Origin of the sequence: Acidovorax sp. LjRoot117, from assembly GCF_964252695.1 — a bacterium.
Taxonomy (GTDB): Bacteria; Pseudomonadota; Gammaproteobacteria; order Burkholderiales; family Burkholderiaceae_C; genus Acidovorax.
Genome location: NZ_CAXUPO020000017.1, coordinates 81,540 through 103,936, shown reverse-complemented (window position 1 = coordinate 103,936; position 22,397 = coordinate 81,540). Strand labels below are relative to the sequence as shown.

The following is a 22,397-nucleotide window of genomic DNA, read 5'->3' as shown; positions in this document are numbered from 1 at the left end:
ATACCCAGAGCCAAAACGGCACGTGGCGCGCGCCCCACACGCGCCAGCCGCTATCACTGCGATAGCGGCGCCAGCAGCTCGGCCAGGTCGCCCTCGGTGAACAGCGGCTCCTTGCGCGCGGCGGCGGCGCTGTACAGGCTGCCGGCCAGCTGCGCCTTCCTGTCCTGCAGCGCCAGGATGCGCTCTTCGATGGTGCCCTGCGCCACGAGCTTGATCACCCACACGCTCTGCGTCTGGCCGATGCGGTGGGCGCGGTCGGTGGCCTGGGCCTCGGCCGCGGGGTTCCACCAGGGGTCGAAGTGGATCACGGTGTCGGCCTGCGGCAGGTTCAGCCCCACCCCGCCCGCCTTCAGGCTGATGAGGAACAGCGGCACCTGCCCGCTGGTGAACTGCGCGATGACCGCGTCACGCTTTTGGCTCTGCCCGGTGAGCTTGACCCAGGGCAGGCCGCGCTTTTTCAGCTCGGCCTCGATCAGCGTGAGCATGCTGGTGAACTGCGAGAACAGCAGCACGCGCCGCCCCTCGGCCAGCATCTCGGGCAGCAGCGCCATCAGCTGCTCCAGCTTGGCCGATGCGCTCACGCCCCGGGCGGCCTCGAGCGGCAGCAGCTGCGGGTGGCAGCACACCTGGCGCAGCTTGAGCAATGCGTCCAGCACGGTGATCTGCGACTTGGCCAGCCCCTTGGTGTGCAGGGCCTCGCGCACGGTTTTCTCCATGCCCAGGCGGATGGTCTCGTACAGGTCGGCCTGCGCGCCGGCCAGCTCCACGGGCATCACGGTCTCGACCTTGGGCGGCAGCTCGCCGGCCACCAGCGCCTTGGTCCGCCGCAGCATGAACGGCGTGATGCGCGCGCGCAACTGCGCCATGCGCGCGCCGTCGCCCTGCTTTTCGATCGGCGTGCGAAAAACCTGCTTGAAGCGCTGCTGACTGCCCAGAAACCCCGGCATCAAAAAGTGGAACAGGCTCCAGATCTCACCCAGGTGGTTTTCCATGGGCGTGCCCGACAGGCACAGGCGGTGGCGCGCGTTGAGCGCGCCCACCACCTGCGCCGCCTGGGTGCTGGCGTTCTTGATGTTCTGCGCCTCGTCCAGCACCACCAGGTGCCACGGCTGGGCCAGCCACCGGTCGCGGTCGCGCTGCAGGAGCGAATACGGGGCGATCACGAGGTCGTGCTCGGCCACCGCGTCGGCCACCGCATGGCGGCCCGCGCCATGCAGCACCAGGCAGCGCAGGCCGGGGCAAAAGCGCGCCGCCTCGCGCTGCCAGTTGCCCATCAGGCTCACGGGTGCAATGACGAGCGCGGGGTCGGTCAGGCGCCCGGCGTCTTTTTCGACCTGGATGTGGGCCAGGGTCTGCAGCGTCTTGCCCAGGCCCATGTCGTCGGCCAGCACCCCGGCCAGGCCGTGGGCGCGCAAGAACTGCAGCCAGTTCAGGCCCTGCTGCTGGTATGGCCGCAGGGTGGCGCGCACGCCGGCGGGCAGCGGCACCGGGGGCAAGGCACTGGCGCCCTGCAGTTGGTCCACCACGGCGCGCAGCGCGTGGGCGCCCTGCCACGGCACGCCCTGGCCCAGCGCGGCGCTGGTGCGCAGGGCGTCCAGGCGCGACAGCTTCAGGCTGTCGCCGGTGAAGTCGTGCGCCCGGTCGCCCACCAGGTCCAGCAGCGCGGCCATCCAGGGGCGCAGGGTGTCGGTCGGCAAACGCACGAAGCCCGGGCCCTGCAGCGATGGCAGGTACACATAGGGCGGCAGCTGCGGCAGGCCGGTGGTGGCATCCAGCGGCTGGTCGGCCGCGGCGGCGATCAGGTCGGGCAGCCAGGGCAGGATGTTGTGGCGCACGCCGTTCACCTCCATGCCCAGCGACAGCGCAAACCAGGGGGACGTGGCCTCATCGCCCCCGCCTTCTCCTCCCTTGCCATCGCCATCGCCCGCACCCTCTGGCTGCAGCGCCACGGCCAGCGTGTCGGCATGGGTGATCCAGCCGTTGAGCGCCGCATCCACCGTGACGGCAAAGCCTGCGTCGCGCAGCACCGCGAAGCCGTTGTCGGCCCAGTGCATCCAGGCGGTTTGCGGCTGCTCGCCCGGAATGCCGAACAGGCCGTCGTCGGTGCCCAGCAGGCCCAGGTGAAGCAGGCGTTCGATGGCCGACAGCTCGGCCACTGCATCGCGCTGCAGCAGCACCTCAACGCCGTCGGCCCCCGGGACCATCAAGGCCAGGTCCTGCCCCGCCCACCAGCCCACGTGGCCCTGGTAGTCGAACTGCAATTGCGCGGTGATGAGGCCCATGTCGGGCATGTCTGCAGGCGGTGTGGGCGCCAGAAACAGCCGCGCCAGGGGCTTCACGCCCTGCACCCGGGCGAAGGGCGCCCCCACCGGCGGCAGCGGCAGCACGCCGCCCAGGCGGGTGGCCAGGTCGGCCTGGTGTTTTTGCAGCGCCGCGGTGCTCAGCGCCGGCGCCTTGAGCAGCATGGCCAGTTGCGCCGCGCTCAGGCCCTGCAGGTCGACCGTGCCGCACAGGCCGTTGGCAGCGTCCACGTACAAAGGCGGGCTGTTGCTGCACAGCGTGGCCGTGGTGCCGGGCAGGCCGGGGCGCAGCGCCCAGGTGGTGTCGCCACCGGCCGCAGCCGGGGCGCGTGACTCGTGCCAGGCCCACGCGATAGCCAGCGGTGGCCCCCAGGCCAGGGGCGTGCCCACCATGGAGCCGCCCGCATCCGCGAACAGCCGGCCGGTGCTGGCCGCCTGCTGCAGCGCCAGCACGCCCACCGAGCCCTCCAGCACCGCCACCGGCCCGGCGCTGTAGGCCGAGTAGTAGCCCAGCCCGCGCGGCATGGCGCGCAGCAGCTGCAGTACCTGGCGGTCGGCGTCGCTCGCGCGGTCGTACACCGCCTGCCCTGGCGCGGGCTGGGTGCGCACCGGCTTGGGCTTGGCCCAGCCGCCGGTCAGCTTGGGGTAGGAGACCACGGCTTCGAGCTGCATTTGCTGCAGCGTGGCGCGGGGCAGCCCCACGGTGGAGACGAGATACAGGTACCGCTCGGGCCGGTCCACCTGCGGATCAGCGGGTGCGGTGGCCGACGCACCCGCCGCGCGGTCCCATTCGCGCAGCCAGTGCACCAGCCGCGCCTCGGCCTCGGTGCGGGCCAGCGCTTCCTTGCGCTCTTGCAGGGCTTTCAGGGCGTCCGCAGCCTGGGTGGCCTGCGTGGCCGCGGCCGGCGGCTCGCCGCCCAGGTGCACGGATTTGAGCGCCAGCGCCACCGCGTGCTTGCAGTCGGCACCCACCGGGCAGCTGCACTCGCCCCACCACGACTGGACCACGCCGGCGTCGGACAGGGTGAGCTGGACGCGCACGGCATACGGCACCGGCTGGCTGCCCAGCACCTCGCCGTCCAGCGCCCACCCGGCCATGCCGTCCGGCTTGACGGCGATGCGCAGCACGGCCCCTTGGCGGTGCAGCGCTGCCCCGCGCGACCAGGTGCCTTTGTCGCACTGGGCCTGCAATGAGCCGATCTGGAACCAGGGGGGACGGGGTGTAGGCACAAAATCCAAGCAAAAAACGGATCTACCGCTTGTCTATCAAGCGCCAGCAGCTATAAAAACAGGAGCATTTCGCACCAACAGATGAGAAAACCGCCGCAGCGCCTACCGGCTGCGCGCTGCGCGCACGCGCTCGAAGACTTCTTGCGCCTCACCCCCCGTACCGCCTGTACTGCCCGCACCGCCCGCCTGGGGCGACGACGCCTGCAGGCTGGCCAGCAGCCGCCCCAGTACCGGCGCCTGCGGAAGCAGCGGCCCGAGGAACAGCGCCCGTTCGCCATCGGCGATCAGCAGCGTGGGGAAGGTTTCCACATCCAGGTCACCGGCGATCTCCGCGTCGTCCTCGATGTCCACCCATTCGAAGCGCACGTCCGGGTGCGCGCGGGCCAGTTCGTCGAACAGGGGGCGGTACACGCCGCAGGTGCCGCACCAGGCAGCGCACAGGCACACGGCCCACCAGCCGCCCGGGGTGGCGGCGGCCGGGCTCTGCGGTGTGGGGTCTGGCAACGAGGCCGGGCTTTGCATCGACGGGGGCTCCTTCGGGGGTGGGCTGCGCGGCGGGCGCTGCCGGCAGACCCTGCCACCGCACCACCGCACCACCGCGCCTTTACATGCCGCGCCGTTCGCGGGCGCGGTAAACCTCGATGGTACCCACACCGGGCGCCCGGTTGCCCCAGCTGTTGCGCACAAAGGTGGTCACCGCCGCCACGTCCTCGTCGCCCAGCGTTTGCTGAAACGGCGGCATGCCGTGCGGGCGCGGGTTGCCGGCCGTGGCGGGCAGGTAGCCGCCCTGCAGCACCACGCGCACCGTGTTGGTCGGGTCGGCCAGCAGCACGGCGCGGTTGCCCGCCAGCGCCGGGAAGGCGCCCGCCTGGCCCTGCCCGGCATCGCCGTGGCATTGCGCGCACTGCTGCTCGTACACCTTGCCGCCCCGCGCCATGGCGGCGGCGGGTGGCGCGGTGTAGGGCGCCGGGGTGGCGCGGGCGGCCTGCTGCGGCAGCGCCTGCAGGTACACGGCCATGGCACGGGCGTCGGCATCGGTCAGGTACTGCGTGCTGCGGAACACCACCTCGGCCATGGGGCCCAGCACCGACCCGTGCGGGGCCACGCCGGTTTTCAGCAAGGCCACCACGTCGTCGGTGGCCCATTCCTTCACGCCCGCCTCGGCCGCCGCGTTGAGCGCGGGGGCATACCAGTTCTGCACCGGGATCAGCCCGCCGTTGAAGGCCTTGGCGTCGGCCGTGGCGCCCAGCGCGTTGCGCGGCGTGTGGCAGGCCGTGCAGTGGCCCAGGCCGTTGACCAGGTAGGCGCCGCGGTCGTATTCCGCCGTCTTCGTGGATGCGGAGTCGCCAGCGGTGCTGGCAGCGCCCGGGGCAAAGAACAGCGCACGCCACACGCCCAGCGCCGCCTGCGTGCTGTACGGAAAGCGCAGCGCGTGCGCGCGGTTGGGCTCGCTGGCGGGGGGCACGCTGCGCAGGTACGCAAAGATGGCGTCCGAATCCGCGCGCGTCACCTGGGTGTAGTTGGGGTACGGAAAGGCGGGGTACAGCAGCCGCCCGTCCTTGCTGCGGCCATGGTGCATGGCGCGCCAGAACTCGGCCGACGTCCAGCTGCCGATGCCCTGCGCCGGGTCGGGCGTGAGGTTGGAGGTGTGCACCACGCCGAACGGCGTCTCGATGCCGCGCCCGCCCGCAAACGGCGCGCCGCCCTGCGTGGTGTGGCAGGCCATGCAGTTGCCGACGCGCGCCAGGTACTCGCCGCGCGCCACCAGCGCGGGCGTGCTCTGCAGCGTCTCGGCCGCGGGCAGCGGCTCTTCGCCGCGCAGGTTCAGGGTGACCAGCGCAGCGGCCGCGATGCCCACGGCTGCCAGCACGGAAGAAAGGGTCCAGAGGATGCGTTTCATGGGGGCATCCTTGTTCAACGTGCTGCAGTTGCAGCAGCCACCGGCACCTCGGCCACGCCGCCGCAGCGGGCGGGCATGGCGGCCGGCAGGGTGCGCGCGGGCTTGCCGCCCGCTGCCACCGGCTGGGCGGCCAGCCAGGCCGACACGGCGCTCACATCGTCGGGCGTCAACTGCCGGGCGATGTCGGCCATGCAGTCGGGCGCATGGGCGCGGCGCTGGCCGGTCTTCCAGGCGCCCAGCTGGCTGTTGAGGTAGTCGCGCGGCAGACCCAGCAGGCCCGGGATGGACGGCGCCACGCCCGTCATGGCGCTGCCGTGGCACGACACGCAGGCCGGTATGCGGCGCGCAGCGTCGCCCTGCTGCACCAGCACGCGCCCCTGCTCCAGCGCGGCGGTCGGCGCCTGGGGTGCGGGCGGCGGCGGGTACGGCACATCTTGCGCGGCAAAGTGATCGGCCATTTCACGCAGGTAGTCGTCCGTCAGGTGCTCGATCAGGTAGGTCATCTGCGGGTAGCTGCGCCGCCCGTCGCGGAAGTTGAGCAACTGGTTGGCCAGGTAGCCCGCCGGCTTGCCCGCGATGCGCGGGAAGTAGCCCTCCTGCGTGGCCCGCCCTTCCTTGCCGTGGCAGGCGGTGCAGGCCAGCACGCGCGAGGCCATGGCGGCGGCAGGCACCGTGGGCGCTGCTGCAGTGGTGGCAGATGCGGATGCCGCGGCCGACGCCGTGGCCGTCGGGGCGGGAGCAGCAGGCGCGGCCAGCGCGCTGGCGCTGAAAGCCGCCGCTACCGAGGCAGCCGCCACCGCAGCAGCAGGCCAGCCAGAAACAGGGCGCAGCAGGCTGCGCAGGCAATCAATCATGGATTTTTTTCGCGTGGGGATCGACAGGGTCGCCAGCTGGGCCGGGCGTTTATCACCGCCCGCACCAGCGCACCACGGCACTCTACGCCCAACCCCCAAAACAGTACAGATTCAGTTTCCAGTTAAAAATACAGATCAGTTTGCGCTGCATCCGCTCCCAGGCCCCCAGGCCCAAGGGCCCACCCCGTCAGCCCGCCCCCCATGAAACGCTACGAACGCCACGCCGACGCCATCGCCCAGCTCATCCACAGCGGCGCCCTGCGCCAGGGCGACCGCGTGCCGTCCGTGCGCGAGGCCAGCCGCACGCGCGGCATCAGCCCGTCCACCGTGTTCGAGGCGTACTACCTGCTGGAGGCCCAGGGCCTCATCCACGCCCGGCCGCGTTCGGGCTACTACGTCAGCGCGCGGCTGCCCGCCACCGGGTCGCGCCCCGCAGAGCCCCTGCCCTCGCAGCCCGCGCGCACCTCCACCGGCGTGGCCATCAGCGACCTGGTGTTCGAAGTGCTGGGCCTGGCGCGCGACCGCGACCTGGTGCCGCTGGGCTCGGCGTTTCCAGGGCTGGAGCTGTTTCCGCTGGACCGGCTGGCACGCTGCCTGGCCAGCGGCATGCGCAAGCTCGACCCCTGGAACATCGTGCAAAGCCTGCCGCCCGGCGACGAACGCCTGCGCCAGCAGATAGCGCTGCGCTACGGCCTGCACGGCAGCGCGGTCGATGTGGAAGAGATCATCATCACCAACGGCGCGATGGAGGCCCTGAACCTGTGCCTGGAGGCCGTCACCCAGCCGGGCGACATCGTGGTGGTCGAATCGCCCACCTTTTACGCCGCGCTGCAGGCGCTGGAGCGGCTGAACCTGCAGGCGCTGGAGATTGCCACCCACCCGCGCGACGGCATCGACCTGGCCGCCCTGGCCGAGGCGCTGGAGCGCCAGCCCGCCCACCAGCGGGTCAAGGCGTGCTGGCTCATGCCCAGCTTTCAAAACCCCCTGGGCAGCCTGATGCCCGAAGCCCAGAAGCGCGAGCTGGTCGCCCTGCTGGCCCGCCACCAGGTGCCGCTGATCGAAGACGACGTGTACGGCGAGCTGCACTTCGCCCCGCACCGCCCGCCCCCGGCCAAGGCGTTCGATGCCCAAGGCCTGGTGATGCACTGCAGCTCGTTCAGCAAGAGCCTGGCGCCCGGCTACCGCGTGGGCTGGGTGGCGGCGGGCCGCTTTGCCACGGCGGTGCAGCGCTTGAAGCTCATGACCACGCTCTCGGCCGCCACGCCGTCGCAGCAGGCGCTGTCCGAATACCTGGCCCAGGGCGGCTACGACCGGCACCTGCGCCAGCTGCGCCGCAGCCTGGCGCAGCAGCAGGCCATCGCGCTGGGCGCGGTGGCCCGGCACTTCCCGCCGGGCACGCGGGTGTCGCAGCCCGAGGGCGGGTACTTTGTGTGGGTGGAGCTGCCGCCGCAGGTCGACGCCCTGCAACTGCACCGCCAGGCACTGCAGCAGGGCATCAGCCTGGCGCCGGGGCAGATCTTCTCGGCCGACCGGCGCTTTGCCCACTGCGTGCGCATCAACTACGGGCACCCGGCGCAAAGCCGCCTGGAAGCCGCGCTGCAGACGGTGGGCGAGCTGGCGACGGCCCTGGCCCAAAGTAGCCCAGGGCCGGGCGAGCACAGCGATTCAACCGCTGATTGAACCAATGAATCAACCAATAGTTGAACCGCGGCAGGCCGTGCGGACCTGCCCGCACCACGCCACCGCAGCACGTTTTGGCTTGCAGCCACCTGACGAAACCCGGCGGCGTTGGAAAGGCCCAACCTCGGGTTCTCCCGACCTCGGCACGGCTTTTGCAACGGCATACTGACCGCCGCCCGCAACCCGGGCAGCGCTACCAGCCTGGCAACCCGCCAGCATCCACCACCCACCCAACGCCCCACCATGGCAGCACCCCAGCATGTCCCGTTTCTGACCGTGGAAGACGAAGACGACTGGGTCGTCTCGTTCGCCCTGGGCCCGCTCGGTGCCAGCCGCCTCACGCTCACGCGCACGCCGCATCTCGAGTTCATGCTGCGGCCCGAGCAGCGCGGCGTCTCGGTGGCTGCGGTGGAGGCCGGCCAGCGCCCCACCCTGCTCGTGGCCGTGCAATGGGGCCACAAATGCGTGGACGTGGTGTCCACCGCCAAGCGCTACAGCCTGGACATCAGCAAGGTAGACAGCACCACGCGTGCGGCGGCGCTGCGGGTGCTGGGGAAGATGAATTTCGATCAGCGGTTTCAGTTGGCGAATGCGTGAGTTCGCGCCGGTGACACCTGGGCAGCGCTCGAGCGCCTGCGCACCCCATCGCTCAACCCCCGACCGTTCGGGCTGAGCTTGTCGAAGCCTGGGCACACGCGCCCCGAATTGGCAGCCCTTCGACAGGCTCAGGGCGAACGGGGTCAGGCAAGCGCAGCGCACCGACCATCACCGTCACGGGCTTGGAAGCACCGCGGCCTCACCCGCCACCCACCGCATTCACACCACCAGCGGATCCAACGGCTTCACCACCCGGCACGGATTCCCCGCCGCAAACACCCGCGCCGGCACATCGCGCGTGACCACGCTGCCCGCACCAATCACCGCACCATCGCCAATCGTCACGCCCGGGCAGACGATGGCGCCGCCGCCGATCCACACGTCCGCGCCGATCGTGATCGGCACGCCCAGCTCCAGCCCGCCCGCACGCTCCTCGGGCGACATGGGGTGCGATGCCGTGAAGATCTGCACGCCCGGCCCCATCATCGTGCGCGCGCCGATGTGCACCGGTGCCACGTCCAGCACCACGCAGTTCACGTTGAAGTACACGCCCTCGCCCAGCGTGATGTTGTAGCCGTAGTCGCACTGGAAAGGCGGCGTGATCGCCACGCTGGCCGGCACGCCCGGCACCAGTTGCGCGACCAGCGCCTTCACCGTGCCCGCGGTGTCGGGCCGGGTGGTGTTGATGTCGTGGCACAGCTGGCGCGCGCGCAGGCGGTCGGCGGTCAACTCGGGGTCGGCGGCGTTGTAGAGCTCGCCGGAGATCATCTTGGATTTTTCAGAGGTCACAGGGTCTGTCCGTGAAGTGGTGCAAGCGCAAGTGCACGAGCAATCAGCATTTGGATCTTCCGAACCGGTCGATCCGTCGATGGGTCAGCAGTGTGGTTCTACCATTGAACCTCAGCCCTGCTGCCACCATCACGGCCTGCCCCGGCGACACGTCCAACAGCTTGCCCGCCCTCACCCCAGCGCCGTCCACTTGCGCTCGCTCGCGGCGGACTCCACCACCTTTTCGATGAAGCGCACGCCCTCGGCCCCGTCTTCCACGCTCGGGTAGTCGGCCTCCAGCGCGGTGGCGGTGCGCCCTGCGGCCCGCGCCCGGATGTCCGCCGCCACGCCCAGGTAGACATTGGCAAACGCTTCGATGAAAGCCTCCGGGTGCCCGGCCGGAATGCGCCCTGCGCGCAGCGCCGATTCGCTCAGCCAGGGCGAGCCACGGGTGAGGATGCGGCGCGGCCCGTCCACCGGCGAATGCACCAGGTGGTTGGGGTCCTCCTGCCGCCACACCAGCGTGCCGAGCGTGCCGGACACCTGCAGGCGCACATCGTTCTCCAGCCCCGCCGCCACCTGCGACGCGACGATCACGCCGCGTGCACCGCCCGCATAGCGCAGCAACAGTTGCGCATCGTCGTCCAGCCGCCGGCCGGCGCCGAAGGTGGTGAGGTCGGCGCACAGCGCCTCGGGCCGCAGGCCGGTGACGGTGGCGGCCAGGTTCTCGGCGTGCGATCCGATGTCGCCCATGGTGCCCACCGCGCCGCTGCGGGCCGGGTCCAGCCGCCAGTCGGCCTGCTTGTTGCCGCCGCCCTGCTCCACCGCCGTGGCCAGCCAGCCCTGGTTGTATTCCACGGTGACCTTGCGCAGCGTGCCCAGGGCGCCGCTGTGCACCAGGTGGCGGGCCTCGCGCACCATCGGGTAGCCGGTGTAGTTGTAGGTCACGCCGAACACGGTGCCGGCCTTTTTCACCGCCGCCACCAGCTCTTCGGCCTGCGCGCTGGTGTGCACCAGCGGCTTGTCGCACACCACATGAAAGCCCGCCTGCACGAAGGCCAGGGCCACCGGGTGGTGCACGTGGTTGGGGGTGACGATGCTCACCAGGTCGATGCGCTCATCGGGGCTGCGGCGCAGCTCGTCGGCCAGCAGGTCCTGCCAGCTGCCGTGGTTGCGGTCGTCCGCCAGGCCCAGCCCGGCTCCGGATGCGCGGGCCCGCTCGGGCGATGACGAGAGCGCACCGGCCACCAGCGCGAACTGGCCGTCGAGCGCCATGGCCTTGCGGTGCACCGCACCGATGAAGGCGCCGTGGCCGCCGCCGACCATGGCGTAGCGGAGCTTTCTGACTTCACTGGACATACGGAAGGCCTTTGTTTGTTGTTCTTGGTTCGCTGTTGCCGTCACCACCCGGCCGTTCGCCCTGAGCTTGTCGAAGGGCCGTCGAGCACCCTGCCCCGGCTTCGACAGGCTCAGCCCGAACGGTGAGGGAGTGGTGGATGGCGGTGGAATGGTGGCGGTGGCTGGAGAGCATTCACACGTTCTGCTGGTCGCGCGCAAACACCGCGTCGAACGCGCCTGCCGCGGGCTTGAAGTCGAGCCGCTTGCAGAACGCCGCGCTCTCGGTGGCGCCGTGCACGCGGTCCATGCGGCTGTCCTCCCACTCCACCGAGAGCGGGCCCTGGTAGCCGATGTCGTTGAGCGCGACGATGATGGATTCGAAATCGATCATCCCGCGCCCCACGCTGCGAAAGTCCCAGGTGCGCCGCGCATCGCCAAAGCTGGTGTGCCCGCCGAACGTGCCCACCGTGCCGTCGCCCTTGCCCCACCACACGTCCTTCATGTGGGCGTTGTAGATGCGGTCGGCAAACCGGCGGATGAACTTCACGTAGTCCACGCCCTGGTAGGCCAGGTGGCTCGGGTCGTAGTTGAAGCCGAAGCGCCGGTGCTGGTTGACCGCTGCAACCGCGCGCTCGGCCGAGGCGATGTCGAACGCGATCTCAGTGGGGTGCACCTCCAGCGCGAAGTCGATGTCGTGCTCTTCAAACACATCGAGGATGGGGCCGAAGCGGTCCGCAAAGTCCACGAACCCCTTGTCCCAATACGCCTGCGTAGTGGGCGGAAACGCGTAGATCGAATGCCACACCGACGAGCCGGTGAAGCCGGTGACCGTCTTCACGCCGAACTGCGCCGCCGCACGCGCCGTGTCGGCCAGTTCTTCGGCAGCCCGCTGGCGCACGCCCTCGGGCTCGCCGTTGCCCCACACGTGGGGCGGCAAGATGGCATGGTGGCGCTCGTCGATCAGGTCGCACACGGCCTGGCCCACAAGGTGGTTGCCGATGGCAAAACACGAGAGGCCGTGCTGGGCCAGCAGCGCGTGCTTGTCCTTCACGTACTGCGGCGTCGACAGCGCCTCCTGCACGTTGAAATGGTCGCCCCAGCAGGCCAGCTCCAGGCCGTCATAGCCCATGCTCTTGGCCAGGGGCGCGAGTTCTGCCAGCGGCATGTCGGCCCACTGGCCGGTGAAAAGGGTGACGGGTCTGGGCATGGTGCGTGCGTCCTGGTTATTCGGTCCACCCACCGTTCAGCCTGAGCTTGTCGAAGGCCGGGCACGCAGGGTGTGGCTTCGAAAGGCTCAGCCCGAACGGGCGGGGGTGGTGTTGAGCCATTCGGGTCGTAGTGACTGCCATGGCTTTTGTCTGGCAGTCGTTGAATTCCAACCTCCGAACCTCCCAACCTCCCAAATCCGTTCAGCCTGAGCTTGTCGAAGGCCGGGCACGGCTGGGTGCGGCTTCGACAAGCTCAGCCCGAACGGGCGGGGGTGGGTTCGGGTTCGGGTTCGGGTTCGGGTTCGGGTTCGGGTTCGGGTTGGATGGGTTGAGAGCCATGGCCTCCACTTGCCCAGCAAGCAGTTACTGCTATATTTTTAGTAGCTGCTTGCGCTTACCAGACAAGCGGTAGAGGCCTTTTTTATCTCAAAACCACCATCAGAACGGCGAGTCAGGGAAGTAGAAGTTCTTCGCGTTCTCTTTGGTGATCAGCACCGACGGGATGATCGTCGTCGCAGGCAGCTTCTCGCCCTTGATGCGCGCCTCGGCCGTGAGCTTGATCGAGTCATAAATGAACTTGGGGCTGTACGACACATTGGCCTGGATCAGCGGGTTGCTGCCGTCGGCCAGCGTCTTGATCATGCCCTTGGCACCCGCGCCGCCGAACACCAGCTTGATGTCCTTGCGCTTGGCCTGCTCGATGGCCTTGAGCACGCCCACGGCCATGTCGTCGTCGGCGGCCCACACCGCGTCGATCTGCGGAAAGCGCGTCAGGTAGTCCTGCATCACCTTGAAGGCGTCGTCGCGGTTCCAGTTGGCGTACTTGGCGTCCAGCAGCTTGATGTCAGGGTGGTTCTTCAGCACCGCGTTGAATGCGTCCATGCGTTCGTTGTCCAGCGTGGTCGCAATGCCGCGCATGGCCACCACGTTGCCCTTGCCGTTCAGTGCCTTGGCAATGTATTCGGCCGGGATCTTGCCGAAGGCCGTGTTGTCACCGGCCACGTACGCATCCTGCGCGCTGGTGTCGGTCAGGCCCCGGTCCACCACCGTCACGTACACGCCCTTGGCCTTGACCTGGGCCACGGGCTTGGTCAGCGCCGCCGATTCGAACGGGAAGATCACCAGGGCGTTGATCTTGTTGACCGTCACCAGGTCCTGCAGCTGGTTGGCCTGCTCGGGCGCGCCGCCCGCCGTCTTCACGATGACCTGCAGGCCGGGGTGGGCCTTCTCCAGGTCCTTCTTGGCTTGGTTGGCCCAGTACACGATGCCGCCGGTGAAGCCGTGGGTGGCCGATGGAATGGCCACGCCCACCACCGTCTTGTTGGCCTGCGCCATCGCCGGGCCTGCCAGCGCCAGTGCGGCTGCGGCACCCACGGCCGAGAGGGCCAGGCGGCGGGTGAAGGACGAAGTTGATGTCTTGCTGTTCATGATGCGTTGTCTCCTGTTGCTGTTGCTGTTGCTTTGCTGAAAATGGCCATGAAAGCCTGGCCGACTGGGGAACACTGACGAAATCAAAAACCGGTGGAAGCGCTTCGGAACGGGTGCAAGCACCTCGGGCCTGCGCCACTACCCCGTTCGCCCTGAGCCTGTCGAAGGGCTGTCACGATGGGGCGCAAGTGCCCAGGCTTCGACGGGCTCAGCCCGAACGGTTGGGGGATTGCCGGAATCCAGCGCAGTGCGCTCGCCCTGCCCCGTTCGCCCTGAGCCTGTCGAAGGGCTGCCACCATGGGGCGCGAGTGCCCAGGCTTCGACAGGCCTGTCCTGAGCCACGTCGAAGGGCTCAGCCCGAACGGTTCGGGGGTCGGGGCGGCCTCGCGGGGCGAATGAAAGGAATGAAGTGGCGGCACGGCCATCACCTCTTTCCACGCTGCATGAACGCCACCGCGATGATCACGAACCCCTGCACCGCCGCGTTCAAATACACGCTGATGATGCTGGTCAGGTTCAAGATATTGCTGATCACCGACAGCAGGATCGCGCCCACCACCGTGCCGGTGATGCTGCCCGCCCCGCCCTTGAGCACCGTGCCCCCCACGATCACCGCAGCGATGGCCTCCAGCTCCCACAGCAGCCCCGTGGTGGGCGATGCGGACCCCAGGCGCGGCACGTACAGCAGCGTGGCAATGCCCACGCACACCCCCAGCAGCATGTAGGTCAGGATCTTGATCTTGTGCACATCCACCGCCGCGTACTGCGCCACCTGCTCGTTGGAGCCGATGGCCTGCACATAGCGGCCGTACGCCGTGCGGTTCAGGATGACGCCGCCGATGACAGCCACCAGCAAAAAGACCCAGACCGGAATCGGCACCCCCAGCAGGTTGGCGTAGTACACCGGGCTGTAGATGTCCGACAGGTCGTTCTCGAGCGTGATGGCCCCGCCGTTCGAAAAATACGTGAGGTACGCGCGGAAGATGCCCAGCGTGCCCAGCGTCACGATGAAGGGCTCGATGCGCCCCTTGGTGATCAAGAGGCCATGCACCAGCCCGAACACCGCGCCCAGCACCACCGCCAGCAGCATGCCCACCACCACGGCCGCCATGGGCGAGCCCAGCACGGGCGCCATCGCGTTCATGAACAGGATGACCGAGCCTGCGATCAGCGCCGCCATCGACCCCACCGACAAATCGATGCCGCCCGAGATGATCACAAAGCACATGCCCACCGCGATGATGCCGATGAAGGCCGTGCGCGTGAGCACGTTCATCACGTTGTCGTAGGTGGCGAAGTTGCTGTTGAGCAGCGTGCCGGCAATGCACAGCAGCACCAGCCCGATGACCGGGCCCAGCCCGTGCAGCTTGCCCCACCAGGCCGTGGCGCCGCCGTGGCGGCCCGCTGCGGTGGATGCGTTTTCAGCGGGTACCTGTGGCATGTGCGATCAACTCCTCTTCGGTCAAATGTGGTTCTTGCAGCGTGGTCTGCAGCCGCCCGGCGCGCATCACCGCCACGCGGTGGCACAGGCCGATCAGCTCCATCAGTTCGGAAGAAATCACCACCACCGCCAGCCCCTGCTCTGCCAGGCGCTGCACCAGGTGATAGATCTCGCGCTTGGCGCCCACGTCCACGCCGCGCGTGGGCTCGTCCAGCACCACCACGCTGGGGCCGGGGTGCAGCACCTTGGCCAGCGCCAGCTTTTGCTGGTTGCCGCCCGACAGCGACGACGCGCGCACCTCCAGCGACCCGGTGCGGATGCCGAACTCCTGCACCGCATCGCGCAGCGCAGCCTGCTCGGCCGCCGGGTCGAGCCAGGGCTTGGCGTAGCGCTCCAGCGCCATCAGCGTCAGGTTGGGCCGCAGGCTGAAGTGCACGTGCAGGCCCTTGCCCTTGCGGTCTTCGCTCAGGTACGTGAGGCCATGGCGCGCCGCATCGCGCGGGCTTTTGAGCTGCACCTGCTTGCCCGCCAGCTCCACCGTGCCGGCCGAGCGTGGGCGCAGGCCCAGCAGGCCCTCGAACAGCTCCGTGCGCCCCGCGCCCACCAGCCCGGCAAAGCCCAGAATCTCGCCGCGCCGCACGTCAAAGCTCACGTCCTCGGCCCAGCCGGGCACCGTGAGGCCCCGCACCTTGATGGCGGGCTCTCCACCCGCAGGCGCAGGCAGCTTGGGCGGGAACAAATCCGCCAGCTCGCGGCCCACCATCAGGTTGGCCATCTGCCGCCGCGTCACGCTGGCCGTGGCCTCGCGCGCCACCAGCAGGCCGTCGCGCATCACCACGACCTCGTCTGTGGTGCGCTCCACCTCATCGAGCTTGTGCGATATGTAGATGATGGTCACGCCCGCGGCCTTGAGCCCGGCCATCAGCGCAAACAGGCGCTCCGTCTCGCCGGGGGTCAGCGTGGCGGTGGGCTCGTCCATGATGAGCAGGCGCGCATTGCGGGCCAGCGCGCGGGCAATCTCCACCAGCTGCTTTTCGGCCACGATGAGCTTCTTGACCCGCGTGTCTGGGTCCAGTGGCAAACCCACCTGCGCCAAAGCAGCGCGCGTTTTCTCGCGCATGGCCTTGTCGTCCAGGAAGGGGCCACGCTTGATCTCGTGCCCCAGAAAGATGTTCTGCGCAATCGTCAGGTCGTCCGCCAGGTTGAACTCCTGGTGGATGAGCACGATGCCCTGCGCCTCGGCCGCACGCGAGCCGCCGCCCGGGGCGCGCACCGTGCCGTCCACCACCACCTCGCCGGTGGTGGGGCTCTCGTACCCCGCCAGAATCTTCATCAGCGTGGACTTGCCCGCGCCGTTCTCGCCCAGCAGGCCGTACACCCGGCCCGGCTGCAGCGCAAAGCCCACGCCGTGCAGCACGCGCACCGGGCCGAACTCCTTGGTCACATTGCGAAACTCGACAGCGACGCTCATCGTGCGGCCCCCACGGCATTGGCTTTGGTCGCAGAAGAAGAGGCACGCGGCGACAGCGCCAAGCTCTGCTGCATGGCCAGCACACCCGCGCCCACCACGCCCGCATCGTCGGCCAGCGGCGCGTATTGAATCTCCAGGTGCCGCGTGGACAGCGCCAGCGACCGGTGGTACACGCTCTGCCGCACCGACGCCAGGAACAGCGGCCCCATGTCCGTCACCCGCCCTGCAATGAACACATGCGACGGGTTGAAGAAATTCACGATGGACGCCAGCATCTGCCCCACCAGGCTGCCCGCGCGCTGGATGATGGCGTTGGCCGCCACATCGCCCGCCCGGCTGGCCTGGGCCACGTCCTCGGTGGTCAGCGTGCCGGTGGCCTGCAGGCGCTCGGCCAGCATCGCGCTCTCGCCCCGCTCCACGGCCTCCATCGCCATGCGCGCCATGGCGGGTGCTGCCGCCATCGCCTCCACACAGCCCTGGTTGCCGCAGTGGCAGCGCGGCCCGCTCTGGTCCACGCAGATATGGCCCACGTCACCGGCCGACCCGTTGGCGCCCCGGTACACCTGCCCGTGGCACACGATGCCGCAGCCAATGCCCGTTCCCACCTTGATCACCAAAAAGTTGGGCAGATTGCGCTGCAGCCGCCACAGCTCGCCCAGCGCCATCAGGTTCACGTCGTTGTCCACGAACACCGGCGCGGCAAATGCCTCGCGCAGGTAGTCGCGGATCGAAAAGCCGTCCCAGTCGGGCATCAACGGCGGGTTGACGAGCTGCCCGCTTTCAAAATCCACCGGCCCCGGCAAGCCCATGCCGATGGCAATGACCTGCGACGCCGCCAGCCCGCAACGCGCCATCAGCTCGCGCATCAGCCCGCGCAGCCGCGCCAGGATCACGCCCGGCCCCTGGCGCACATCGATGGGCTCGCGGTGCCGCGCCAGCACCGTCATGTCGGGCCGCATGATCGCTACCTGCATGCTCGTTGCGCCCAGGTCGGCGCCAATGACCACGCCCAGGGTTTCGCTCAATCGCAGGGTTTCGGCCCGCCGGCCGCCAGAAGACTCCTGCAGGCCCACCTCGTCGAGCAGGCCTTCATCGAGCAGCGCCGCAACCATGGCGTTGGCCTTGCTCTTGGAGTAGGCCAGGCGTTGCGCCAGCGCATTGCGCGACGCGCCCGCGGACCAGAAGATGGTCTGCAAGACGTCCAGGTCTTCGGTGCCGCAGTGACTCCAGCGGGTGGATGGCAAGGCTTGTCTCCTGTCGTTGTTGTGTAGCACCTCATGGGGGTGGGTGCTTGACAGGGATGCTATGCGGTCTACTTTGACCGGGCAAGACTGAACTTTGACCTAAATTAATCCAAACATATGATCTTTGCAGACTGGAATTGGTTGCAATCAGACCAAGCCGACGGCGAAAGATTTAATTTTATTAACAAAATCTGAACCAAAACGCTTATTTTCCATAAAGAAATTAGCCAATGAAAGTTGCGGCAATTCCATGTCTTGTGCGTCTGGACCACGTATTAAACGGATCAACTCTGAGGATGTACCCGGGCTTTCTATCTCATAAACAATACTTTCAATCCCAAGAACATCGCAAGCCTGGTCATAAAACGCGTAGTGCTCACCGTAATGACGGGCCATAAAATAATTCTCCACACTTCCAGAGATCAGTGTGAAAAACTCATCACCATCTAAATCCACCGATATTCCCGACCACCTAAGCGCACCCACGTACATACGGACGCTCTCTGACGAGCTTTCTATAACTTGCAACGATGGGAAATAACGCATGTCGTCCGCACCAAAAGCTTTGGCCATGGCAATCACGAGGTCTCCTGGATTAAATAGGTGGATAGAGATCGTCGGAGAATAGCGACTAGACTCGGCGCGTTCAAGGATACCGTTCAGAATGTGCTCCCACGCGGCACAACCACCAACAACAAGTTCAACATCCTTTTTCATTGCCTGCCAACTAGGTCTAAATTTAGGAGAAGATGTTCTGTACAAATAGTGAATTGCACCTCCCTCAACACGCATTATTTCGGCGATCAAAGCTTTGTCCGAAAGAACCTCAGAGTTGGTCGCATAACGCCCAGCCCGATGAACTACACTGGCGTCCCATCCGTCTGCCGTCATAGCCGCAAGCTTCTCGGGATAACCGATTTCTAGGCTATCACGCACGAAGGTTGTGAGTTCTTCTATCCAGCACTGAAAATTTTCGCTAGGTTCATCCAAGTCCTCCCAAGGCATCCCTGTCTTGCTTATAAATCGATCCAAAGAGGTTTGATCGTTATAGTCAACAGGAGCGGAAAAAGCAAAATAAGCTCCATGGGGATAGATAACTTCTGTTTTTGATCCCATGTAACTAACAGACAGAATGACGAAATCCCGAATGGATGCCTTGCAAGCCGCCGCCCCGAGAGCATCTACCGCTTCGTCCCGCTGTTCCGCATGTCTGTAGAGATGGATCGCATGAGCTCGTTCTAGACGTAATGGTTGGTCCAGGGTCACTGGCTCAAAGCGGCGCACTCCGCTAACGCAGCCATGCTCGTCCGCTTCTATCACCAACCCCTCAGTCGGAGCTTCGACACTTTTCAGGTACTCGGAGAAAGGGACAGCTAATTCGTGCCATTCTGTCGAAAGCAAGAGGACGCGAATTTTTTCCAACGGCAAGCCGTGCGCCGATTTAAGCAATGCCACATACTTAGTCAGTTCATGAAGTGCCGCCCGCGCCGCTTGATCACTTCTTTTAATTTCTATTACGACAAAGTGACCAAAATCATCTTTCGCAAGTATGTCAATAAAACCACCAGCGCCAAATGCATTTGGCACCTTAAACTCCTTCTCAACAAGAAGCAATCCCGGCTCCAATATTTCGAGGTGCTGACAAAGATAGTCTCGGATACGGGCTTCGTGCTGATTCACTGCTCACTCCAAATTAAAGGTGAATGGTGCTGAACGCGACTTTACCCCTCGGCGCTAGCGCCAGCGCCACGTCTAGCACTTCCAGCACTCACCTGTGCCCACCGACAGCACGAGACCGTTGTGCTGTTGTTTTGCTCATCATTTGATAGCTACCAGCGCTTTGCTGATATGCGCCAGAGCCGTTTTTCACTCAAATTCTGCGGGCATATGCTGGCTGCGCTGTACGGAGAGCACCGTCCGACAGGGCTCCCAAGCGCTTCTACAGCAGACCACGCGGCACCACCCCCACCGCCTCGCACAAGCGGTGATAATCCGCCCGCCGATCCGCCGTGGTAATCCGCTGCAGCACCGCATGGTGCGGCCCCAGGTATTCCACGCTGCCCTTGACCACCACATGCACCAGCAGCTCTTCGGTGCCCGTCGCCTCCCACCAGTCCACATTGCCAGCGGGCTCGTGGATGTAGTCGCCCGGCCGCACCACGCGGCCATCGTTCAGGCGGCGCTCGCCTGCCAGCGTCAGGGCGTGCACTTCGCCCGTGTGGCGGTGCAGGCCCAGCCGCGTGCCGGGCGACAGGCGCATTAGTTCCACCCAGCCGGCATCGTCGGGCAAGAACTGAATGGGCAGGGACCATTTGCCTTCACCTTCGGGGATCCAGCCCGCCAGGCCCGCACGCTCCAGCGTCTGGGCCACGATCACGTCGGCAAGGTGATTGTTGGTTGTCGTCATCGTCATGTCGGTGCTCCTAGGTTGTTGTTGGATGGCTTGCTTGCTTATTGCTCGGGGTGCTGGTGGCGGTACTCCTGCGTGCGGCCGCCAAAGCCGTAGGCGGCGGCCCGCACGTCCTGCACGTAGACATAGCTTTCGGGGTGCAGCGTGCCCAGCAGGCCCTCGAAGACTGCGAACGCCTCGGCGATGTAGCGCGCCTTTTCGGCCTTGGTGTTGGTCTCGTCCACCACCTTGACGTCGAAGTAGAAGCTTGATTGCTTGAGCTCGGCCAGCGACCGGCCGGCGATGTACCAGTCGGCGGGGTCGACAAAGGTGATGACCACGGCGGTCAGGTCGCGCCGCTTGCCGAGCACGCGGGTGGTCAGGTCCAGCAGGGTTTCTGCAATGCGGGCAGACAGTTCGGGCGTGCGTTGGGCAGACACTTTGACGTTGAGGATGGGCATGGAGGGCTCCTGTTGAATGCGTTGGTTGATAAGGAGCCTTCACTGTAGAAATTGCGCCCCGCCACGGAAACCGCCCGTGGCGATAATGGCTTTTGCTCCGCACGCAAAGGCGCGCTCGATGAAACAAGAACCCCGCTCCTTCCTCCCCGACCCGGCCGACCTGCGGTGGCTGGTGCGGTCGCTTGACCTGCGCTCGTTTTCTGCAGCGGCGCGCGAGATGGATGTGGCGGTGTCGGTGGTCGCGCGTGGGGTGGACCGGCTGGAGGCCGGCTACGGCGTGCGCTTGCTGCGCCGGTCCACGCACGGCCTGTCGGCCACACCCGAGGGTGCAGAGCTGGCGCAGGAAGCGCGTGCCTTGCTGGCGCAGCTGGAGGACATCGGGGCATCGCTGTCCGACCAGCGCAGCCGCGTGGCGGGCACCTTGCGCCTGGCCTCCAGCCAGGAGATTTGCGAGGCGCTGGTGCTGCCCCACCTGGCGGACCTGCAGGCGCGCTACCCCGCGCTGCGGGTGGAGCTGCTGGCCGATGACCGCGTGGCCGACCTGGTGACGGAGGGCATCGACGTGGCGCTGCGCACCACCGTGGGCCACAGCGACCTGGTGGTGGCGCGCGCGCTGGGCCGGTTCGAGCGGCGCCTGTACGCGGCTCCGGAATATTTGCGCCTGCACGGCACGCCCGCCGACCCCAGCGATCTGCAGCAGCACCACACCGTCACGCACACCGCACAGGGGCCGGCGGTGACCTGGGCGTTTCGTAATCCACAAGGCAAGCCGCTGGAGGTGACCGTGCGCTCGCGCCTGGCCGCCAGCAGTTCGGCCCTGGTGCACCACGCGCTGGTGGGCGGCGCGGGCATTGGCACGCTGTCCTGCCCGCTCGCGGCGGCCGACGTGGCGCAAGGCCGGTTGGTGGAGGTGCTGGCGCCTTTTGCGTCCCGCACGGTGCACACGCTGTACGCGGTGTCGTCACCGGGCCGGCGCAATGCGGCCAGGGTGAAGGCGGTGATTGATTTTCTGGTGAAGGCGGCCAAGGACCGGTGGGCGCTGGCGCCTGTGCGTTGAGGTCATTTTTTGCACCACCGGCTGGCTGGTCCGGGGGGTTCCCTGAAGTTGAGCAACCGTCGGGCTGAGCCTGTCGAAGCCTTGCGCGGCGGCGCTTCGGCAAGCCTGTCCTGAGCGTGTCCTGAGCCTGTGGATGGGCTCAGTCAACGTGAACGGTTTCAGGGCGAGTGAGCGCCGCGTTCACTGGAGGCCGTTGCCACCCAGCCCCTGAACGCGAACCCCATGTAGAACATGCGCACATCGCCGAACCCGGCCTCGCGCAGGATCGCCTCGTCCTCCTGCGGCGTCAGCACCGCCAGCTCGGCCGCCACCTTGGCACGCCCGCGGTCGGCCATCTCGGGCGCCATGCCGGACGCCACCTGAAACGCCGCATAGCGCGACAGCCACAGGTCACGCCCCCCTGCCCCGCCTTCGCCCCGAGCACCTTCACCATCGGCCACGCTCAGGTGCACCGCGACGAACGGCGCGCCGGGCTTCAACCGCCGCCGGATCTCGGCCACCATGGCCGCACGCTCCTCGCGCGGCACAAAGTGAAAAGTCAGCAAACACGTCGCGCCATCGAACGGCCCGGCCGGTGCGCTCTGCACATAGCCGTGGTGCAGCGCCACGCGGTCGCCCGACACGCCCGCGCTTTGCAGCCGCTGCGCGGCCAGGTCCAGCATGGGCTGGCTCGGGTCCACACCGTCGAAGCGCCAGCCGGGGTGCGCGCGCGCCATGTCCTCCAGCTCCAGCCCGCCGCCCGCACCCACAACCAGCACCCGGCCATCGGCGGGCACGCGCTCGGCCAGCAGGATGCGGACCATGGGCAGCAGGCTGTCGTAGCCGGGCACGTTGCGGCGGGGGCCTTCGGCGTAGCGGGCGACGGCGGCGGGGTCGGTGAAGGGGGATGTGGTGGTGGGGTGCGTCATGGTGTGGTGTGCGGTGGATGCGGTGGGTATGGGGTTTTGCGGTGGGGTGAGCCAGGGGCTGGCAAGGCGGGCGCAGGGTTTCGACAGGCTCAACCCGAACGGGTGGGGGTATGCGACTGTGCC

General features: G+C 67.4%; 18 protein-coding genes. 3 read left to right on the top strand and 15 right to left on the bottom strand.

All coding sequences use genetic code 11. From position 1 onward, the window contains the following. Positions 1–53: 53 nt before the first annotated feature. The 4 genes from ACSQ3D_RS26550 to ACSQ3D_RS26535 all read right to left on the bottom strand — a co-directional run bounded on the left by ACSQ3D_RS26550 (position 54) and on the right by ACSQ3D_RS26535 (position 6,284). Positions 54–3,530, bottom strand: a complete 3,477-nt coding sequence (locus ACSQ3D_RS26550) for an SNF2-related protein (RefSeq protein WP_436128828.1) — start codon at positions 3,528–3,530, stop codon at positions 54–56. Between the two features lie 102 nt (positions 3,531–3,632). Next, positions 3,633–4,052: a thioredoxin family protein gene (locus ACSQ3D_RS26545; protein ID WP_436128827.1), complete on the bottom strand. Its 420-nt coding sequence runs from the start codon at positions 4,050–4,052 to the stop codon at positions 3,633–3,635. An 82-nt stretch (positions 4,053–4,134) separates the two neighbouring features. After that, positions 4,135–5,430, bottom strand: a complete 1,296-nt coding sequence (locus ACSQ3D_RS26540; protein WP_436128826.1) for a c-type cytochrome — start codon at positions 5,428–5,430, stop codon at positions 4,135–4,137. Between the two features lie 14 nt (positions 5,431–5,444). After that, complete coding sequence (locus ACSQ3D_RS26535) at positions 5,445–6,284, bottom strand: c-type cytochrome (RefSeq protein WP_436128825.1); 840 nt, start codon at positions 6,282–6,284, stop codon at positions 5,445–5,447. Between the two features lie 201 nt (positions 6,285–6,485). Between ACSQ3D_RS26535 and ACSQ3D_RS26530 the strand changes: the two genes are divergently transcribed. Continuing rightward, positions 6,486–7,964: a PLP-dependent aminotransferase family protein gene (locus tag ACSQ3D_RS26530; protein WP_436128824.1), complete on the top strand. Its 1,479-nt coding sequence runs from the start codon at positions 6,486–6,488 to the stop codon at positions 7,962–7,964. A 243-nt stretch (positions 7,965–8,207) separates the two neighbouring features. After that, positions 8,208–8,561, top strand: coding sequence for a hypothetical protein (locus ACSQ3D_RS26525; RefSeq protein WP_436128823.1), 354 nt, complete (start codon positions 8,208–8,210; stop codon positions 8,559–8,561). Between the two features lie 219 nt (positions 8,562–8,780). On the opposite strand, the gene ACSQ3D_RS26520 is transcribed toward ACSQ3D_RS26525, so the two are convergent. The 10 genes from ACSQ3D_RS26520 to ACSQ3D_RS26475 all read right to left on the bottom strand — a co-directional run bounded on the left by ACSQ3D_RS26520 (position 8,781) and on the right by ACSQ3D_RS26475 (position 20,309). Beyond that, positions 8,781–9,350 carry a sugar O-acetyltransferase gene (locus ACSQ3D_RS26520; protein ID WP_436128822.1) on the bottom strand — a complete coding sequence of 190 codons (570 nt, stop codon included), beginning with the start codon at positions 9,348–9,350 and terminating at the stop codon, positions 8,781–8,783. Positions 9,351–9,521: 171 nt separating this feature from the next. Beyond that, positions 9,522–10,688: a Gfo/Idh/MocA family protein gene (locus ACSQ3D_RS26515; RefSeq protein ID WP_436128821.1), complete on the bottom strand. Its 1,167-nt coding sequence runs from the start codon at positions 10,686–10,688 to the stop codon at positions 9,522–9,524. Between the two features lie 172 nt (positions 10,689–10,860). Next, complete coding sequence (locus ACSQ3D_RS26510) at positions 10,861–11,874, bottom strand: sugar phosphate isomerase/epimerase family protein (protein ID WP_436128820.1); 1,014 nt, start codon at positions 11,872–11,874, stop codon at positions 10,861–10,863. 439 nt (positions 11,875–12,313) lie between these two features. Next, positions 12,314–13,303: a substrate-binding domain-containing protein gene (locus ACSQ3D_RS26505; RefSeq protein ID WP_056172273.1), complete on the bottom strand. Its 990-nt coding sequence runs from the start codon at positions 13,301–13,303 to the stop codon at positions 12,314–12,316. 424 nt (positions 13,304–13,727) lie between these two features. After that, positions 13,728–14,744, bottom strand: coding sequence for an ABC transporter permease (locus ACSQ3D_RS26500; protein WP_200926955.1), 1,017 nt, complete (start codon positions 14,742–14,744; stop codon positions 13,728–13,730). Further along, positions 14,725–16,215 (bottom strand): sugar ABC transporter ATP-binding protein, encoded by a 1,491-nt coding sequence (locus ACSQ3D_RS26495; protein ID WP_436128819.1) that lies wholly within the window; start codon positions 16,213–16,215, stop codon positions 14,725–14,727. Before ACSQ3D_RS26495 ends, ACSQ3D_RS26500 begins: the two co-directional genes overlap by 20 nt. Then, positions 16,212–17,459, bottom strand: coding sequence for an ROK family transcriptional regulator (locus tag ACSQ3D_RS26490; protein WP_396506551.1), 1,248 nt, complete (start codon positions 17,457–17,459; stop codon positions 16,212–16,214). The genes ACSQ3D_RS26495 and ACSQ3D_RS26490 overlap by 4 nt, the downstream gene beginning before the upstream one ends. A gap of 147 nt (positions 17,460–17,606) precedes the next feature. Continuing rightward, the gene (locus ACSQ3D_RS26485) at positions 17,607–19,139 is read right to left on the bottom strand and encodes an endonuclease NucS domain-containing protein (RefSeq protein WP_436128818.1); all 1,533 of its coding nucleotides are present in this window, start codon (positions 19,137–19,139) and stop codon (positions 17,607–17,609) included. A gap of 259 nt (positions 19,140–19,398) precedes the next feature. Continuing rightward, positions 19,399–19,872, bottom strand: a complete 474-nt coding sequence (locus tag ACSQ3D_RS26480) for a cupin domain-containing protein (protein WP_436128817.1) — start codon at positions 19,870–19,872, stop codon at positions 19,399–19,401. 38 nt (positions 19,873–19,910) lie between these two features. Next, complete coding sequence (locus ACSQ3D_RS26475) at positions 19,911–20,309, bottom strand: tautomerase family protein (RefSeq protein WP_436128816.1); 399 nt, start codon at positions 20,307–20,309, stop codon at positions 19,911–19,913. Positions 20,310–20,427: 118 nt separating this feature from the next. Here ACSQ3D_RS26475 and ACSQ3D_RS26470 point away from each other — a divergent pair, with 118 nt between their 5' ends. Beyond that, positions 20,428–21,366 (top strand): LysR family transcriptional regulator, encoded by a 939-nt coding sequence (locus ACSQ3D_RS26470; protein ID WP_436128815.1) that lies wholly within the window; start codon positions 20,428–20,430, stop codon positions 21,364–21,366. A 158-nt stretch (positions 21,367–21,524) separates the two neighbouring features. On the opposite strand, the gene ACSQ3D_RS26465 is transcribed toward ACSQ3D_RS26470, so the two are convergent. Beyond that, positions 21,525–22,274, bottom strand: coding sequence for a class I SAM-dependent methyltransferase (locus ACSQ3D_RS26465; RefSeq protein WP_436128814.1), 750 nt, complete (start codon positions 22,272–22,274; stop codon positions 21,525–21,527). Between the last annotated feature and the right edge of the window lie 123 nt (positions 22,275–22,397).

Excerpts from the sequence above, each read along its gene's own strand:
- ACSQ3D_RS26545 (WP_436128827.1), bottom strand. The coding sequence starts at position 4,052 with ATGCAAAGCCCGGCCTCGTTGCCAGACCCCACACCGCAGAGCCCGGCC.
- ACSQ3D_RS26540 (WP_436128826.1), bottom strand. The coding sequence starts at position 5,430 with ATGAAACGCATCCTCTGGACCCTTTCTTCCGTGCTGGCAGCCGTGGGC.
- ACSQ3D_RS26535 (WP_436128825.1), bottom strand. The coding sequence starts at position 6,284 with ATGATTGATTGCCTGCGCAGCCTGCTGCGCCCTGTTTCTGGCTGGCCT.
- ACSQ3D_RS26530 (WP_436128824.1), top strand. The coding sequence starts at position 6,486 with ATGAAACGCTACGAACGCCACGCCGACGCCATCGCCCAGCTCATCCAC.
- ACSQ3D_RS26525 (WP_436128823.1), top strand. The coding sequence starts at position 8,208 with ATGGCAGCACCCCAGCATGTCCCGTTTCTGACCGTGGAAGACGAAGAC.
- ACSQ3D_RS26515 (WP_436128821.1), bottom strand. The coding sequence starts at position 10,688 with ATGTCCAGTGAAGTCAGAAAGCTCCGCTACGCCATGGTCGGCGGCGGC.
- ACSQ3D_RS26510 (WP_436128820.1), bottom strand. The coding sequence starts at position 11,874 with ATGCCCAGACCCGTCACCCTTTTCACCGGCCAGTGGGCCGACATGCCG.
- ACSQ3D_RS26505 (WP_056172273.1), bottom strand. The coding sequence starts at position 13,303 with ATGAACAGCAAGACATCAACTTCGTCCTTCACCCGCCGCCTGGCCCTC.
- ACSQ3D_RS26500 (WP_200926955.1), bottom strand. The coding sequence starts at position 14,744 with ATGCCACAGGTACCCGCTGAAAACGCATCCACCGCAGCGGGCCGCCAC.
- ACSQ3D_RS26495 (WP_436128819.1), bottom strand. The coding sequence starts at position 16,215 with ATGAGCGTCGCTGTCGAGTTTCGCAATGTGACCAAGGAGTTCGGCCCG.
- ACSQ3D_RS26480 (WP_436128817.1), bottom strand. The coding sequence starts at position 19,872 with ATGACGATGACGACAACCAACAATCACCTTGCCGACGTGATCGTGGCC.
- ACSQ3D_RS26475 (WP_436128816.1), bottom strand. The coding sequence starts at position 20,309 with ATGCCCATCCTCAACGTCAAAGTGTCTGCCCAACGCACGCCCGAACTG.
- ACSQ3D_RS26470 (WP_436128815.1), top strand. The coding sequence starts at position 20,428 with ATGAAACAAGAACCCCGCTCCTTCCTCCCCGACCCGGCCGACCTGCGG.
- ACSQ3D_RS26465 (WP_436128814.1), bottom strand. The coding sequence starts at position 22,274 with ATGACGCACCCCACCACCACATCCCCCTTCACCGACCCCGCCGCCGTC.